Annotated in this window: 13 protein-coding genes; 9 read left to right on the top strand and 4 right to left on the bottom strand. The window is 69.8% G+C overall.

Annotation, left to right across the window (positions count from 1 at the left end):
- The first annotated feature begins 63 nt into the window (after positions 1-63).
- The gene (locus tag SRB17_RS12520) at positions 64-762 is read left to right on the top strand and encodes a TetR/AcrR family transcriptional regulator (RefSeq protein WP_153537645.1); all 699 of its coding nucleotides are present in this window, start codon (positions 64-66) and stop codon (positions 760-762) included.
- Positions 763-1,209: 447 nt separating this feature from the next.
- Complete coding sequence (locus SRB17_RS12515) at positions 1,210-1,665, top strand: DUF6884 domain-containing protein (RefSeq protein WP_153537643.1); 456 nt, start codon at positions 1,210-1,212, stop codon at positions 1,663-1,665.
- Between the two features lie 622 nt (positions 1,666-2,287).
- Here SRB17_RS12515 and SRB17_RS12510 read toward each other — a convergent pair.
- Positions 2,288-2,725: a TIGR03618 family F420-dependent PPOX class oxidoreductase gene (locus SRB17_RS12510; RefSeq protein ID WP_153537641.1), complete on the bottom strand. Its 438-nt coding sequence runs from the start codon at positions 2,723-2,725 to the stop codon at positions 2,288-2,290.
- 122 nt (positions 2,726-2,847) lie between these two features.
- On the opposite strand from SRB17_RS12510, the gene SRB17_RS12505 reads away from it, so the two are divergent.
- The 5 genes from SRB17_RS12505 to SRB17_RS12485 all read left to right on the top strand — a co-directional run bounded on the left by SRB17_RS12505 (position 2,848) and on the right by SRB17_RS12485 (position 9,352).
- Positions 2,848-3,660 carry an amidohydrolase family protein gene (locus tag SRB17_RS12505; protein ID WP_323375352.1) on the top strand — a complete coding sequence of 271 codons (813 nt, stop codon included), beginning with the start codon at positions 2,848-2,850 and terminating at the stop codon, positions 3,658-3,660.
- Positions 3,661-3,803: 143 nt separating this feature from the next.
- Positions 3,804-5,141 carry a gluconate:H+ symporter gene (locus SRB17_RS12500; RefSeq protein ID WP_323375351.1) on the top strand — a complete coding sequence of 446 codons (1,338 nt, stop codon included), beginning with the start codon at positions 3,804-3,806 and terminating at the stop codon, positions 5,139-5,141.
- Positions 5,142-5,634: 493 nt separating this feature from the next.
- Positions 5,635-7,491: a molecular chaperone DnaK gene (dnaK, locus tag SRB17_RS12495; RefSeq protein WP_153537639.1), complete on the top strand. Its 1,857-nt coding sequence runs from the start codon at positions 5,635-5,637 to the stop codon at positions 7,489-7,491.
- 2 nt (positions 7,492-7,493) lie between these two features.
- A complete protein-coding gene (gene grpE, locus SRB17_RS12490; RefSeq protein ID WP_153537637.1) occupies positions 7,494-8,045 on the top strand; it encodes a nucleotide exchange factor GrpE in 552 nt (183 codons plus the stop codon).
- Between the two features lie 62 nt (positions 8,046-8,107).
- Entirely contained in the window at positions 8,108-9,352 is a 1,245-nt protein-coding gene (locus tag SRB17_RS12485) for a DUF2993 domain-containing protein (protein WP_228395954.1), read from the top strand.
- A 20-nt stretch (positions 9,353-9,372) separates the two neighbouring features.
- Here SRB17_RS12485 and SRB17_RS12480 read toward each other — a convergent pair whose 3' ends face one another.
- A complete protein-coding gene (locus tag SRB17_RS12480) occupies positions 9,373-11,637 on the bottom strand; it encodes an ATP-binding SpoIIE family protein phosphatase (RefSeq protein ID WP_323375350.1) in 2,265 nt (754 codons plus the stop codon).
- A gap of 169 nt (positions 11,638-11,806) precedes the next feature.
- Here SRB17_RS12480 and SRB17_RS12475 point away from each other — a divergent pair, with 169 nt between their 5' ends.
- Entirely contained in the window at positions 11,807-13,093 is a 1,287-nt protein-coding gene (locus SRB17_RS12475) for an ATP-binding protein (protein WP_323375349.1), read from the top strand.
- A 4-nt stretch (positions 13,094-13,097) separates the two neighbouring features.
- Here SRB17_RS12475 and SRB17_RS12470 read toward each other — a convergent pair whose 3' ends face one another.
- Positions 13,098-14,321 carry a saccharopine dehydrogenase family protein gene (locus SRB17_RS12470; RefSeq protein WP_153537635.1) on the bottom strand — a complete coding sequence of 408 codons (1,224 nt, stop codon included), beginning with the start codon at positions 14,319-14,321 and terminating at the stop codon, positions 13,098-13,100.
- A gap of 137 nt (positions 14,322-14,458) precedes the next feature.
- Between SRB17_RS12470 and SRB17_RS12465 the strand changes: the two genes are divergently transcribed.
- Positions 14,459-15,166: a TetR/AcrR family transcriptional regulator gene (locus SRB17_RS12465; protein WP_153537633.1), complete on the top strand. Its 708-nt coding sequence runs from the start codon at positions 14,459-14,461 to the stop codon at positions 15,164-15,166.
- Between the two features lie 54 nt (positions 15,167-15,220).
- Here the strand turns inward: SRB17_RS12465 and SRB17_RS12460 are convergent, their stop codons facing one another.
- Positions 15,221-15,904, bottom strand: coding sequence for a response regulator (locus tag SRB17_RS12460; protein WP_153537631.1), 684 nt, complete (start codon positions 15,902-15,904; stop codon positions 15,221-15,223).
- Positions 15,905-15,976 lie beyond the last annotated feature (72 nt).

The following is a 15,976-nucleotide window of genomic DNA, read 5'->3' as shown; positions in this document are numbered from 1 at the left end:
AGTACAACACCGTTCTCTTAATAACGCAACGCCGTTCTGTTATGCGTTTCTATGATGTCCTGCATGAATGAGCCTGCCTTTCAGCGTGCGCGCAGTGCCGAGGCCAAACAGGCACGAGAACAGGCGATCCTGGACGCGGCCCGCACGCTGGGTCGTCAGCGCGGTGTACGGGACATCACCCTCACCGACATCGCCACGGCCGTGGGCATGCACAAGTCCGCACTGCTGCGCTACTTCGAGACACGGGAGCAGATCTTCCTCGAGCTCACCGCGGAGGGCTGGCGGCAGTGGTCCGCCGATCTGAGCCGTGACCTTGCGGGCAGGACCCAGGCCACGCCCGCGGAGATCGCCGCCACCTTCGCCGGCACGCTCGCGGAACGCCCCCTGTTCTGTGACCTGCTCGCCCAGGCGCCTTTGAACCTTGAGCGGAACGTGTCCATCGAATCGGTGCGCTCCTTCAAGCTCGCCACCCTCCACGAGGTCGAGCTGATCGGCGGAGAACTGCGTCGGCTGCTCGGCCTGACCGAGTCGCAGTCGGTCGACACGATCGCCACGGCGACCAGCATGGCCGGGGCACTGTGGCAGATGGCGACGCCCGGGACGCGCCTGCGCGAGCTCTATACGAGCGATCCCCGGCTCGGCCACGCGGTCGTCGAGGTGGAACCGCGGCTGACCCGCGTCCTCACCGCTCTCCTCACCGGGTTCGGCGTGCAGTCCACCAGAACCACTGAGGCGGCACGGACGGCAGCAGGACCGCCGTAGACAGTGAGCTGCGTCGACTGCGGCCCATCGTCGGCCGTTGAAGGCCCCTTCGCACCCACCGGCCGCACACGGACGGTCCCGCCCTCACCGAACCCGAGCGGCAGGGTCGCCGACCTGGTCGCCGAGGACATGACCAATCAGGAGATACGTGACCAGGCTGCTTGCCAAACTCGGGGCTCCTCGCAGGCCGGCGCCGGGAGAGCTGAGCCAGTCAGCCGGACGGGCCACGTCTACCTCATAACGTCGTGTCCTGATCCGAGGGCTTCAAGTCCACTCGGCCTGGGATCGCTACTGAGCGAGGCCCGGTTGTGAGAAGCGCAAGCCACGCCACACCCCCCTCACGGGCCGCCCGAGACCGGCCGTGCTCCGACACCTTGTACCCGGCTTGGTCACCGCTGTCGCGGCGGCCACCGGCAACACCACCCACAAACAGGCGGGAGAGCAGCCATGACCACAAACGACTATGTCGACGGTTTCCGACCGGAACTCCTTGTCGTCCCCTGCGGCAGCCGCAAACTGGGATGGCCCGCGCGAGCGGCGGACATGTACGTCGGCTCTTACCACCGTGCGTGCCGCCAGGCAGCCGAAGCGCTGCAGCCCGAACGTCTGCTCATCCTCTCCGCTCGCTACGGCCTCCTGGACCTCGACGACGTCATCGAGCCGTACGACACAGCCCATGGTGCGGCCGGCGCGACAACGGCCCGGCTTCTGCTGGAACAGGCAACCGAGCGCGGCATCGTGCACCTCGACACCGTCGTCGCCCTCGGCGGCGCGCGGCACACGGCCCTGGTCCGCTCGGTCTGGCCACACGCCCGCACGCCGCTTGCGGGGACGCGCGGCATGGGCGAGCAAATGGCCCGTCTTGCAGCGATGCGCGACGGACGAGCTCCGCACCGAGGGTGATGCCGATGTGCATCCGGAGGAGACTCGCCCCTCAGCGGCCCTCTGGGGATCGGTCAATGGGAGATCACCTTGCGCTGACACCTATAGTGACCTGGACCACACTACTGAAGGGTTCCGGCGCGGCAGGTGGAGGCGTAGGTTCCGTTTACCCCGCGAGAGCGCCCTTGCAAGGCGCCGGTCCGCCAAGTCCCGGGGCGGCGGACCAGCGGGGGCCAAACCTTCACACAGCTGCGGCTTGGTCCCGAGCGGATCCTGAGCAGGTCGGGAGACCCGGGCCGTAGAACGTGACGTGGCACGGGCCCATGTACTGGGCCTTGCCGCCGACTGCCGGGCGGGTGGACCGGAAGTCCGCCGGGCGGGTGGACCGGAAGTCCGCCGGCGCGCGCCACCGCCCTCCAGCTCCTCGCGTGCCAGCCGCTGGGGCCCAGCCGGACCCGATGCGCAGAAGGGGTCCAGGCCGCCGTACGCACCCATGATCGACGCCTCCCCGTGCCGGCCGGCTTCAGCACCGACACCGCGTGCTCCACGTACGCCTCGCCGTCCACGTACGCCTCCTCCGACCGCCCCACCGGGCGGAGGGAGCCCTCCCGGCCGACAGTCCTGTCGTGGACGGACGTCCGGCTCAGGAAGGGATGACTCCGGGGCGGAAGGGTTCGACGCCGACGATGTGGCGCACCCGCTCCGGCTCGACCAGAACATGCACCCGCCGCTCGCCCTCGATCAGCCAGGGATATCCGTCCAGGCCCAGGTACTTCCGGGCCAGCCGGTCCATGCCACGCTCGGCCTGCTCCCCCTCCACGAAGCGCACCGCGCGACCGGAGATCTGCACCCGGTCGTAGGGGTTCCCGTCGGCGGCGTGCGAGAGGTGGACCCGGGTGTCGTTGCGGAGGTTCTCCTCCTTGATCCGACCGACCGAGGTGTTGAACACGATCAGCCCGTCCTCCAACCCCACCCACATCGGCGTCACATGCGGCGCCCCGTCCGGCGTCACCGTGGCCACGTACCAGAAGTTCGGCTCCTCCAGCCGCTTCCGCACCTGCTCGTTCAGCTCCGCTGCCATGGCCACTCCTTGTCCCGATCACCTCGTACGGACCGGAACCACTGTGTCACAACGGATCATTGACGGTACGTCAGCATGAGGCTTGCAGGTAAGCGAACGCTTAGCGGCTTTGGGAGGATTCCGTGTCGGTCATCGATGTGTGGATGCAGCACCCCACCCTCCGTCACTCCAACCACGAGATGTTCGAGTCGTTGCGCCGGTGGACGGGGCAGGGGCTGCTGGAGGAGCCCCTACCGGTCGAGGCCACCGTGGCGGCCATGGCCGCGGCAGATGTGGAGATCGGTCTTTCGGCGGCCTGGTACGGGCCTCAGGGCCCGCTGATCGACAACGACGAGGTGGCCGAGTTCGTCGCCCAGTCCACCGGACGGCTGCGCGGGGTCGCCGGCGCGGACCTCACCCGGCCCGTCCCGGCCGTGCGCGAGCTGCGCCGGGCCGTGGCGGAACTCGGCTTCGTCGCCCTGCGGATCGTGCCCTGGCTGTGGCAACTGCCGCCCAGCGACCGGCTGTACTACCCACTGTACGCCACCTGTGTCGACCTCGGCATCCCCTTCTGTACCCAGGTCGGCCACACCGGTCCACTGCGCCCGTCCGAGACCGGCCGCCCCATCCCCTACATCGACCAGGTGGCGCTCGACTTTCCCGAACTGACCATCGTCTGCGGGCACATCGGCTACCCGTGGACCACGGAGATGATCGCGGTGGCCGACAAACACGCCAACGTCTACATCGACACCAGCGCCTACACCGCCCGCCGCTACCCGCGAGAACTCGTCGAGTATCTGCGCGGCCGGGGCCGCAGGAAGGTGCTGTTCGGCACGAACTACCCCATGATCACCCCGGTCCAGGCGCTGGAACACCTCGCCGATCTCGGCCTGGACGAAGAGGCCACGGAGCTGTTCCTGTCCGGGAACGCCCGCCGGGTCTTCCGCCTCTGACGGACCGTGCACATCCATTCACCGCACACCCATTGACCTTTGATCGTCTACGTCCATAGCCTTCGTCTTCATATGTAAACACCTTGCCCTCATATGAGGACAGCATTCATGTAGGCGACCGAAGTTCGAAGGGGAACCGGGCCGTGCCACTTGTCGTCGTAGCCGTCGGCGTCCTGATCCTGTTCTTCCTGATGACGAAGCTGAGACTGAACGGCTTCGCCGCCCTGCTGTTCGTGGCCGTGGGCGTCGGCCTGGTTCGGGGCATCCCCCTGGAGAAGATCCCCGACGTCCTCTCCGAGGGCATCGGCGGGCAGATCGGCGACACCATGATCACCATCGGGCTCGGCGCGATGGTCGGCCGGGTGATGGGCGACTCGGGGGCGGCCCAGCGGATCGCCGGCAGGCTGCTCGACCTCTGCGGCCCGCGCTGGGTCCAGGTCGCCATGGTGCTGTCGGCGATGCTGATCGGCGTCACCATGTTCTACGAGGTCGCGTTCGTCATCATCGTGCCGGTCGCCTTCACCCTCGTACGCGTCACCCGGACGAATCTGCTGTGGGTCGGGCTGCCGATGTCGATCGCCCTGTCCACCATGCACAGCTTCCTGCCGCCACACCCCGGCCCGACCTCGGTCGCCGCGACCTTCCACGCCTCGGTCGGACTGACCCTGTTCTACGGCCTGTTCATCGCCGTCCCGGCCGGTGCGCTGATCGCGCTGACGTGGCCGCGCCTTCCGTTCGTCCGCCGGATGAACCCCTCCATACCCACCGGCCTGGTCAGTGACCGCGTCTTCACCGACGAGGAGATGCCGGGCATGGGGTGGTCGCTGTCGGTGGCCCTGCTGCCCGTGGTCCTCATCGCCGGCGCCGCGGTGACGGACCTGGCCACCTCCGGATCGGGGCCCGTCCTGCACTTCATCGCCTTCATCGGTTCCGCACCCATCGCCCTGCTGCTCACCCTGGCCGTCGCGATCTGGGCGTTCGGCCCGCGGATCGGCCGCAGTCTGGACGAGGTCAGCGCCTCCTGCCGGTCGGCCGCCCAGGCAATGGCGATGATCCTGCTCGTGATCGGCGCGGGCGGCGCATTCAAGCAGGTTCTCGTGGACGGCGGAATCTCGGACTACATCAAGAACACCACCGACGGCTGGTCCCTGTCGCCGATCATCCTCGCCTGGCTCATCCCCGCCATCCTCCGCGTGGCCCTCGGCTCGGCCACGGTCGCGGTCGTCACCGCCTCGGGCGTGGCCCTGCCGCTGCTCGCCGGCAGCGGAGTCCACCCGGAAATCATGGTGCTCGCCATCTCCTGCGGATCGATCGCCTTCTCCCACGTCAACGACCCAGGGTTCTGGATGTTCAAGGAGTACTTCAACCTGTCGGTCATCGACGCGATCAAGGCGCGCACCACCTACACGACCGTGCTCTCCGTCCTCGGCCTGGGCGGCGTCCTCGCCATGGAGTCGGTTCTGGACGCGCTGAACGTGTGACGACCGGCCGGACCTCCGCACGTACTTCCGTCGGCCGACGCTGTCGCGGCCCCCGCCGTGCAGCACGCGCCGGCGGTGGGCCTGCTGGACGCCACCTCCACCGACGACCTGGAGCAGGGAGCGCCCGGCCGCCCCGGGCCGAGGCAGGCGCTCGCCGAGGCCGGGCTCGTCACGCTGACCGCCGGCGGAGCCCCATCACTGCGGACGGTGTCGTACCACCCGATCGTCTGCGCGTCGGCCGCGCACCGCACTCGATGTCCCGCGCGCCTGTCCGCAGCGGCTCTTCACCGACGCGCGGAACAGCAGTTTGCGCTCGCGACGGTGCGGGCACTGGGTCATGAGCCCGCCGGCCGCGAGGTGGACGGTCGGTTCCACAGCCCACACTATGAGTCACAACTCGGGCACTGAGTGACATCCACCCGTGCAGGACGAGTAGCTCGCAGTGGTCGGCCACCGGGCCGAGAATGGAGGCGGAGCAGGAGGGAGAGTCCAGATGGCGCGTCCAGTCGGAATTGACCTGGGAACGACGAACTCCGTGGTCTCGGTCCTCGAAGGCGGCGAGCCCACCGTGGTCACCAACGCCGAGGGAGCCCGGACGACGCCTTCGGTCGTGGCTTTCGCGAAGAACGGCGAGGTGCTGGTCGGGGAGGTCGCCAAGCGGCAGGCCGTCACCAACGTCGATCGCACCGCACGCTCCGTGAAGCGGCACATGGGCGATCACGGCTGGCGGTTCCCCGATCACGGCGACGTCGACGGCAAGCGCTACACGGCACAGGAGATCTCCGCACGCGTGCTGCAGAAGCTGAAGCGGGACGCGGAGGCGCACCTGGGCGAGGACGTCACGGACGCCGTGGTCACCGTCCCCGCCTACTTCGACGACGCCCAACGGCAGGCGACCAAGGAGGCCGGGGAGATCGCCGGCCTGAACGTGCTGCGGATCATCAACGAGCCGACGGCGGCGGCGCTGGCGTACGGCCTGGACAAGGAGAACGACCAGACGGTCCTGGTCTTCGACCTCGGCGGCGGCACCTTCGACGTGTCCCTGCTGGAGATCGGCGAGGGCGTCATCGAGGTCAAGGCCACCAACGGCGACACGCACCTCGGCGGCGACGACTGGGACCAGCGGGTCGTCGACCACCTGGTCACGACGTTCAAGAACAACTACGGCATCGATCTCGCCAAGGACAAGATGGCCGTGCAGCGTCTGCGGGAGGCCGCGGAGCGGGCCAAGGTCGAGCTGTCGAGCTCGACGGAGACGAACATCAACCTCCCCTACATCACGGCCTCGCCGGAGGGCCCGCTGCACCTGGACGAGAAGGTCACCCGCGCCCAGTTCCAGCAGCTGACGTCGGATCTGCTGGAGCGCTGCAAGGGCCCGTTCCACAACGCGGTCAAGGACGCCGGGATCAAGGTGTCCGACATCAACCACGTCATCCTGGTGGGCGGTTCGACCCGTATGCCGGCGGTGACGGACCTGGTGCGGGAACTGACCGGCAAGGACCCGCACAAGGGTGTGAACCCGGACGAGGTGGTGGCCGTCGGCGCCTCGCTCCAGGCCGGTGTCCTCAAGGGCGAGGTCAAGGACGTCCTGCTGCTCGACGTCACCCCGCTGTCCCTCGGCATCGAGACCAAGGGCGGCATCATGACCAAGCTCATCGAGCGCAACACCACGATCCCCACCCGCCGTTCGGAGATCTTCACCACCGCCGAGGACAACCAGCCCTCCGTGACCGTGCAGGTCTACCAGGGCGAACGGGAGATCGCCGCGTACAACAAGAAGCTCGGCATGTTCGAGCTCTCGGGCATCGCGCCCGCGCCGCGCGGAGTGCCGCAGGTCGAGGTCGCCTTCGACATCGACGCCAACGGGATCATGCATGTCTCCGCCAAGGACCTCGGTACCGGCAAGGAACAGAAGATGACCGTGACCGGCGGCTCGGCGCTGCCGAAGGACGACATCGACCGCATGGTCCGCGAGGCGGAGCAGCACGCCGAGGAGGACCGCACGCGCCGGGAGGCGGCGGAGACCCGGAACCAGGCCGAACAGCTCGTCTACTCCACCGAGAAGCTGATCAGGGACAACCCCGACAAGGTCCCGCCGGACGCGAAGAGCGAGACGGAGAGCGCGCTCACGGAGCTGAAGGAGAAGCTGAAGGGAGAGGACACGACCGCGATCCGGCAGGCCATGGAACGTGCGGCCGAGGCGGCCCAGAAGATCGGTACGGCGATGTACGAGAGCTCGCGCACCGAGAGCCAGACGGCCTCCGCGGCGGACACGTCCTCCGCCGACTCCGCGGACGAAGGTGTGGTGGACGCCGAGATCGTCGACGACGACAAGCCGGAGGCGGGCTGACGATGGGCAAGGGCCGGCTGCAGAACCCGGACCCCGCCCTGCTGCAGCGTCTGCTGGAGGAACGCACCGCCGACCTGCAGCGGGTGAAGGCCGAGTACGACAACTACCGCAAGCGGGTGCGCCGGGACCGCATGGCCGTGGGCGAGATCGCCGTGGCCAACGTCCTGCGTGCCCTGCTGCCCGTCCTGGACTCCGTGGACCGCGCGTGCGCGCACGAGCCCCTGACGGTCGGCCTGAAGGACATCGCCGACACCCTCGGTACCCAGTTGGGGTCCCTGGGAGTGGAGGTGTTCGGGGAGAGGGGCGACCCCTTCGACCCGGCGTGCCATGACGCCGTCACCCACCATGTCGCCCCCGACACCGACCAGCTGATCTGCACGAAGATCCTGCGCCCCGGCTACCGGCTCGGCCCCCAACTGCTCCGCCCGGCCCACGTGGAGGTCACCGGGCCGCCGCCACCCGCGAGAAACCCCCTCGTGCGCGACCGAGGGGAGCCCCGGTTCACGGCCGGCCCCCGTGCGCCCACTCCCGGCAAGCCGGCCATCCGTGGCTGATTTCACGCCTTACTTCGGGTAGGACTTGCGACCAGGGTGTGACTATATGATCAAATCTACCGATGCGTACCCCCCACCAACAGACGCATCATGCTGCCCAGTCGGACGGACCTCCCACCGAGATGGTTCCGTCCCGCCGTAACCCGTACGACGAACTGGCCGCACTGGCAGACCATCCGCTGGACGACTTCCTCACCGAAGACGGCACGGCGGCCCGGCAGGAGGAGGACGCCGAGGAGCCCTGGACCCCGCCCAACCACCGGCGTGGCAGCCGCCGTCGCAACCGCGCCACGGGACTGCCCACGGTGGCCCGGGTCCTCGTCTGGGTGCTCACCCTCGGCTGCCTCGTCACCCTGGCCGACCGCTGGGCGCTGCTCTACGCCGAACACAAGGCCTCTCAACAGCTCAAGGACAAGCTGCATCTCGTCGCCGCCCCCGAGGTCCGCATCGGCGGCTTCCCCTTCCTCACCCAACTGGCCGCCCGGCGCCTGGACTCGGTCTCCGTCACCGTCCCCGACATCCCTGCCCACCGGGTGACCCTCACCCGGGTCACCGCCACCGCCCACGACATACGCCTCGACGGCGACGGGCCCACCGCGGTGCGCGGTGCGCTGGTTCGGCAGGTGCACAGCCAGGTCCTGCTGTCCTTCGCCGACATGAACCGCGAACTGGGCGCCTCCCAGGTGACGTTCACGGCACAGGGGCCCGACCGTGTCCGGGCCCACGGCGCCCTGCGAGTCGCGGGCCGCGCGCTGAGCGTACGGGCCGACGCCCGCATCCGGCGCGACGGAGACCGCGGCATCGCCACTTCTGTGGACGGCATACGGCTCGACATCGACGACCTCGCCACGTACCGGCCCGGCACCGGGCCCTCCGAGGGCCTCCAGCTGACCCCCGCCTCAGCGCGCCGTCTCACCCGGGAGGAAGAGAAGATCAAGGCCTTGCTGACGATCCCGGAGATCGTGCACCGCCTGGGCATCCCCGACGGCGCGGTGCGTGCCGCGCTCCACGACGAGGACAAGCTGCATCAACTCACCGGTGCGCCGCGCTTCCTGCACGATCTGACCCGCGTCAACCTCCTGGACGTGGCGCTCGCCCACCCGAGGCTCCTCGAGCGGCTGGGCCTGGACCTGTCCTTGCTCACCGCACTGACCAAACTCACCCGTCCCCAGGTCGCCGACCGCTTCACCTTCGCCTTCCAGCTTCCGGCACCGCCTGGCGGCGCCGTACGCCTGCAGCGGGTGACGGTGGGCAGGGACGGCATCCGCGCGGACGTGTCGGGCACAGGACTGCTCCTGGGCCACTGAACTCATGCAGCCCCTGAGTGCTACGGGGAGGCCGGTGCCGGCAACCCGGTGGCGTCGTCCAGCTCGGCCCAGACCGTCTTGCCGCGGCGGGCGTGGCGCGTTCCCCAGCGCCGGGCGAGTTGGGCCACCAGGAGCAGGCCGCGTCCACCTTCGTCGAAGACACGGGCCCGGCGCAGGTGCGGAGTGGTACTGCTGTCGTCGGAGACCTCGCACATGAGGGTGCGGTCGTTGATCAGACGCAGCCGGATCGGCGGCCGGCCGTAGCGGATCGCGTTGGTGACCAGCTCGCTGACCACCAGTTCGGCGGTGAAGCCGAGCCGCTCCAGGCCCCAGGCGGACAGTTGCTCCGACACGCTCGACCGGGCCCGGGCCACGGCGGTGGGATCCGCATCGAGCTCCCAGGTGACGACCTGGCGGTCCCCGAGGCCGTTGGTGCGCGCCAGGAGCAGCGCGGCGTCGTCGTCCGGCCGGGCCGGGAGCAGGGCGTCGAGCACGGTGTCACAGGTGGCCTCCAGGGAGACCGAGGGCTGGGCAAGGGCATGGCGCAGCCTGGCGAGGCCCGCCTCGACGTCCTGGTGGTACGCGGCGAGCAGGCCGTCCGTGTACAGGGCGAGGAGGCTGCCGTCGGGCAGGTCGAGCTCCGCCGCCTCGAAGGGCAGGCCGCCCAGTCCCAGCGGTGGTCCGGGAGGCAGGTCGAGGATGTCGACGGTGCCGTCCCGGGTCACCAGGGCGGGCAGCACGTGTCCGGCGCGGGCGACGGTGCAGCGGCGGCCGACGGGGTCGTAGACGGCGTACAGACACGTGGCGCCGGCGCCCCCGTCGCCGTCCCCGTCCGGCCGTTCGCCTCCTGCGTCCGGCCCCTTCCCTCCTCCGTCCGGGGCGCCGGTCCCGCCGTCCGGCCCGGCGCCGTTTCCGTCCGAGTCGGCGCCCTGTGCCTCCGGCTCGGCGGACAGCCGGATGACGACGTCGTCCAGGTGCGTGAGCAGTTCGTCGGGCGGCAGGTCGATGTCGGCCAGGGTGCGTACCGCGGTCCGCAGCCGGCCCATGGTGGCGGCGGCCTGGATGCCGCGGCCGACCACGTCGCCCACCACGAGGGCGACCCGGGCACCGGACAGCGGGATGACGTCGTACCAGTCGCCCCCCACACCGAGCTCCACGTCGGCCGGCAGATAGCGGCGGGCGACGTCCAAGGCCGAATGCCCTGGCGTACGCCGAGGGAGCAGGCTGCGCTGCAGGGCGACTGCGGTGGCGCGCATCTGCGTGTAGCGGAGGGCGTGGTCGACGGCCACCGTCGCCCTGGTGACGATGTCCTGCACGAAGAGCAGGTCCGCGTCGTCGAAGGGTTCGCGGCTGCGGTCACGGAAGAACTGGGCGACGCCCAGGGTGATGCCCCGGGTACGCAGTGGTATCACCAGGGTCGAGTGCATTCGGTGGGCGACGCCGACGAGACCGGGGTCGGCGACCGTGGGCGATTCACCCGTGAGGTCAGAGGCGGCGGTGTCGTACCGGGCGGACTGCCCGGTGGTCAGGGCGAGGTCCGGTGGAGATCCGGCGGGGTAGATGTAAACCTGCTGAGGAACGGGAGTCAGCTCCCGCGACTCGTCGGCCGCCGACCTCCGGGCGATCCGACGCAGGGCTCGCGGGCCGCTCCTCGCCAGGGTGCCGGGTCCGTGGAGTGCGGAGTCGAGCAGGTCGACGGTCACGAGGTCGGCGAACTGCTCGGTGGCGAGGTCCGCCAGCTCGTGGACGGTGTGCGCGATGTCCAGGGTGGTCCCGATGCGGGCGCTCGCCTCGTTCACGACCGACATCCGCCACCGCAGCCTGCGGTCGCGCTCCTCCTGGAACGCCAGGACGTCCCGCTCGGACGTGCGGTCCACGTACTCGGTCGCGATCTCGAGCAGCTTGCGCGCGGCCGCGCTGATCAGTTCGGGATCGCTCGTGAGCCGGGGCATCTCCTCGATCAGCCTGTCGACGATGACACCCTGCCCCAGGCGGAACGCCCGCAGCGCGGCGGTGACGGGCTTCCCGTGCCGCGCCAGCCGGCGCGCACGCTCCGCGCCGGCGAGCGGCGGTTCGGGCACGCCACCGTCGAGTCCGTGTTCCAGGGCGAAGAGCACCGTGTCGATGTGCTCGGCGAGGTTCTGCGACGCCATGACGTCCGGGTCTTCCCACAGCTCGGGGAGGTCCCGCCGCAGGGCGCGCTCCACCTCCTGCGTCAGCGCGCCGGCCTTCAGGCCGAGCTCGTGCGCCGCACGGCTCAGAAGACTGTCCGCGGTGAGGTCCACGTTTACGACGTTACGCCGCGCACGCGCCGCTGCATGCGGGAGCACCGCCCGAAGGCGCCACTGACCAGGCCGTCGAGCCACGCCTGATGGCCGTTCAGCAAAGATCGGACCGGCTCGGTTCGTGCCCGGGTGCCGCAGCGAAGACAATGGGACTCTCACACCGAGTGAGGTGGTGGCGGTGCCCGCTTGGCATCTGCGCGACTATCACGACGACGATCTCGACCAGGCCATACAGATCTGGGACCAGAGCCGCCGGGCCGACGAGGACCGGGTGTTTCCCGTCTCGGAGGTGATGGCCGCGGCCAAGGCCGGTCAGACGGCCGTCGTCGCCGTGGTCGGCGACGAACTGGTGGGCATGGCCGTGGCGCAGGCCCACGGCAAGCGGGGATGGATCCTGCTGGTGGCGCTCGCCTCCCGATGGCGCGAGCGCGGGATCGGCAGTGCTCTTCTCGCCGAGGTGGAACGGCGCCTGCGCGCACTGGACGTGCGCCACATCAGCGCGCTGCTGCCCGCCGGTGCCGCCGGGACGAAGGCCCTGGAGAACTCCGGCTACCAGGTCCGCGACGACCTGACCTACTACGAGAAACTCGAACCTGCGGGAACCGCCAACGCCGACGTCCTCGCCACGCTGGGCGGCCGCATGCTTCCCGAGGGGCTCTGGAACACCATGGCCGGCATGGAGCGCGAGAAAGAGGTCATCGAGCGCCGTGTCGTGCTCCCGCTGACCGAGCCGGCACTGGCAGACCATTACGGCGTCACCCCGCCCAAGGCGATCATCCTGTTCGGCCCGCCCGGCACCGGCAAGACCAGTTTCGCCAAGGCGGTGGCCTCACGGCTCGGCTGGCCGTTCGTGGAACTCTTCCCCTCCCGGCTCGCGGCCGACACGAGCGAGGGCTTGGCCGCAGCGCTGCGGGAAACCTTCGCGGACCTGGCGGAACTGGACTCGGTACTGCTCTTCATCGACGAAGTCGAGGAGATCGCGGGGGTGCGTTCCGGAAAGGCGGTCGATCCCGGCCATGGAGTGACCAACGAGCTGCTCAAACTGATCCCTGTCTTTCGCGAGCACGACTCGCGGTTGCTGGCCTGTGCCACCAATTCGGTCCGCTCTCTCGACGCGGCCTTCCTGCGGCCGGGCCGGTTCGACTACGTCATCCCCGTCGGCCCTCCGGACCCGACCGCCCGCGCGGCGATCTGGGAGCGCTATATCAGGGCGTCCGCAGCCTCGGTCGACCTCAGCCAACTGGTCGAGGCCAGCGAGCTGTTCACCCCGGCCGACATCGAATTCGCCGCCCGCAAGGGCGCGCAGGCGGCGTTCGAACGCGAAGTCACACGACGCCAGGGCCGACCCGCCACGACCGAGGACTACATGACCGCGATCGCCGACACGCGGCCGACTCTCACCGCACGGGCCATCGAGGAGTTCACCGAGGACATCGACACGTACAGCCGGCTCTGAGGCCTCAGCTGTCGTCGCGCAGGCCCCACGGAGAGCCGTACTCCGTGAGCAGGTCCAGGAAGGGGCGCGGGGGCAGGGCTTCCGGGCCGAGGACGCCCTTGCCGGACCAGGCGCCGGTGGACAGCAGTTCCAGGGCGACGACCGGATTGAGCGCGGTCTGCCAGACGACGGCCTGGGAGCCGTACTCGCGCATCGACCACTGGTTGTCGACCACGTGGTACAGGTACACCTCGCGCGGCACACCGTCCTTGGTGCCCTTGACCCAGGTGCCGGCGCAGGTCTTGCCCGTCATCCGCTCCCCCAGGCCGGCCGGGTCGGGCAGGCACGCGGCGACGACGTCGCGCGGCGAGACCTGTACGGGTCCGTCGTTCCCGGGCACGCTGACCCTGGCCGTCGCGTCAAGGCCCAGTTCGTGGAGGGTCTTCAGCTTGGCGATGAAGTCGTCGCCGAGCCCGTACTTGAACGTGACACGACGTGCGTCCACCCAGCGCGGGATCAGCAGTACCTCTTCGTGCTCGACGTTGACACACTCCACCGGGCCGATGCCCTCGGGGAAGTCGAAGACCTCGGGCTCACTGAACGGAGCAGTGGTGAACCAGCCGCGGTCCTTCTCGTACACGACGGGCGGGTTGAGGCACTCCTCGATGGTCGTCCAGATACTGAAGGACGGTGCGAAGTCATGGCCCTCGACGGCCAGATCGGCGCCGTCCCGGACTCCGATCTCCTCGATGTCGTCGAAGAGTTCGTCGGCCGCGTACCGGGCGAAGACGTCGGACAGGCCCGGCTCGACGCCCATTCCCACCAGGGCCAGCCGTCCGGCCTCTTCCCAGCGCCGGGCCAGCGCGAACTGTTCGTCCCCGAGCTTGACACCGCACTCCTCGTACGGGCGCGAGCCGTGCGGCGCGGACAGCGACATCGCCATGTCCAGGTAGTGCGCGCCTGACTCCAGGGCCGCCTGGAACAGCGGCATCACGAAGCGGGGATCAGTGGCGTTGAGCAGCACGTCGCACCGCTCCTCGACGAGCATCCGGCTGACCGCGTCCTGGTCCGAGGCGTCCAGCCGCCGCGCCCTGAACCGTGCGCCCCGCTCCCCCAGCGCCGCGACCGCGGCCTCGGCACGGGCGAGGTCGTAGTCGGCGACGACCATGTGGGCGAGGAAGTCGCGACGGGCGGCGATCCGGGTGACGGCCGTTCCCACGCCGCCCGCTCCCACCAGAAGTACGCGCATGTCACACACCTTTCTCCCGGGAGGCTAGCGCCTCCTCCGGACAGGCTCGATGCAACGCGACGCCGGGATATAAGGTCAACCCTGTTGGCATAAGGGTGGGCGGTCGGCTCGCGACCGGCGACGGAAGGACGACCGACATGGCGAAGCACGTGGTGCCGGAAGCGGCACGTCAGCGGCGGCGGCCCACGCGCGGCGGCACCGTGCTGTCGGAGGAGATCATCGTGCACACCGCCCTGCGGGTGCTGCGGGAGCACGGCAGCACCGGGCTGACGGCACGCCGTCTGGGCGCGGCGCTGGGCGCCGATCCGAGCACGCTGTACCGCTACTTCGCGGGGATGGACGATCTGGCCCGGGCCATCGGGGACGAGCTGATGGGCAGGGCTCTCGACGGCTGGACGGCCACCGGGGACTGGCGCACGGACCTGCGGGCGCTGGGCCTGGCCATCCACGCCTCCTACCTCGCCCACCCGCAGGCCGCCGTCCTCACCGCCAGCCGGGTCACCGGAAGGCCGCGCGAGATCGCGGTGGACGAGACGATCCTGGGCATCCTGCGCGGCACCGGGCTGCCCGACTCCGTGGCGGTCCGCGTGTACCACGCGTTCATCGACCAGAGTCTCGCCTTCGCCGCGCTCGACGCCGGATCCCTCGCGCTGGCCGACGAGGCGCGTGCGGGCGACGAGGAGATGTGGCACTCCACCTATGCCCGTCTGCCCGCCGAGTCACATCCGAACATCGCCGCCACGGCACACCTGCTCGCCCGGTACATGCCGCACAGCGCCTATCCGGCGGCCCTGGAGATACTGCTGGAACACACCGCCGCGCAGCTGTCCCGCTCAGGGGCGTGACACGTGCGGCCGCGCCGGTGCGTGCCGCCGTCCGTGCGTGTCCGGCCCCGGGATTCAGTGCCCTTCCTGCTTCCGCCGGTCCTCGAAGTGGGTGGCGATGACCGCGGCCTGGATACGGCGCTCCACGCCGAGCTTGGCGAGGAGCCGGGAGATGTGGTTCTTCACCGTCTTCTCGGCCAAGTAGAGACGTTGGCCGATCTGCCGGTTGGTGAGCCCTTCGCCGATCAGGGTCAGGATCTCCCGCTCCCGGTCGGTCAGGCCCGGCAGACCGTCCGGCTCCTCCTCCTGCTGCTGACCGCCGCGCAGCCGGGCCATCAGCCTGGTGGTGGCGCTCGCGTCGAGCAGGGACTGGCCGGCAGCCACGGTACGGACGGCCGACACCAGGTCGGAGCCCTGGATCTGCTTGAGGACGTACCCGGAGGCACCCGCCATGATCGAGTCCAGCAGGGCCTCCTCGTCGTCGAAGGAGGTCAGCATCAGACAGGCCAGCTCGGGCATGCGGGAGCGCAGTTCCCGGCACACCGTCACGCCGTCACCGTCGGGCAGACGCACGTCGAGCACCGCCACCTGCGGGCGCAGCGCGGGGACCCGCACCAGTGCCTGCTGCACCGTGCCGGCCTCGCCGATCACACTGATGTCCGGCTCGTCGTCCAGCAGGTCGCGCACACCGCGCCGTACCACCTCGTGGTCGTCCAGCAGGAAGACCCGGATCGGGCTGCCCTGCTCGCCGTCCGCCATCGATCGCTCCTCGTGCCGCGTTCCGCGCCGATGCCCGCTCGTGGACGGCACCGGCCTCCCGCCGAGATCCTC

This window comes from Streptomyces sp. RB17 (genome assembly GCF_009604455.1).
In the GTDB taxonomy this organism is placed as follows: Bacteria; Actinomycetota; Actinomycetes; order Streptomycetales; family Streptomycetaceae; genus Streptomyces.
This window is presented reverse-complemented; position numbering and strand designations above follow the sequence as displayed.

What these genes read in the sequence shown, in the direction of transcription:
- SRB17_RS12520 (WP_153537645.1), top strand. Translation starts at nt 64, where the DNA reads ATGAATGAGCCTGCCTTTCAGCGTGCGCGCAGTGCCGAGGCCAAACAG.
- SRB17_RS12515 (WP_153537643.1), top strand. Translation starts at nt 1,210, where the DNA reads ATGACCACAAACGACTATGTCGACGGTTTCCGACCGGAACTCCTTGTC.
- SRB17_RS12510 (WP_153537641.1), bottom strand. Translation starts at nt 2,725, where the DNA reads ATGGCAGCGGAGCTGAACGAGCAGGTGCGGAAGCGGCTGGAGGAGCCG.
- dnaK (WP_153537639.1), top strand. Translation starts at nt 5,635, where the DNA reads ATGGCGCGTCCAGTCGGAATTGACCTGGGAACGACGAACTCCGTGGTC.
- grpE (WP_153537637.1), top strand. Translation starts at nt 7,494, where the DNA reads ATGGGCAAGGGCCGGCTGCAGAACCCGGACCCCGCCCTGCTGCAGCGT.
- SRB17_RS12485 (WP_228395954.1), top strand. Translation starts at nt 8,108, where the DNA reads ATGCGTACCCCCCACCAACAGACGCATCATGCTGCCCAGTCGGACGGA.
- SRB17_RS12470 (WP_153537635.1), bottom strand. Translation starts at nt 14,321, where the DNA reads ATGCGCGTACTTCTGGTGGGAGCGGGCGGCGTGGGAACGGCCGTCACC.
- SRB17_RS12465 (WP_153537633.1), top strand. Translation starts at nt 14,459, where the DNA reads ATGGCGAAGCACGTGGTGCCGGAAGCGGCACGTCAGCGGCGGCGGCCC.
- SRB17_RS12460 (WP_153537631.1), bottom strand. Translation starts at nt 15,904, where the DNA reads ATGGCGGACGGCGAGCAGGGCAGCCCGATCCGGGTCTTCCTGCTGGAC.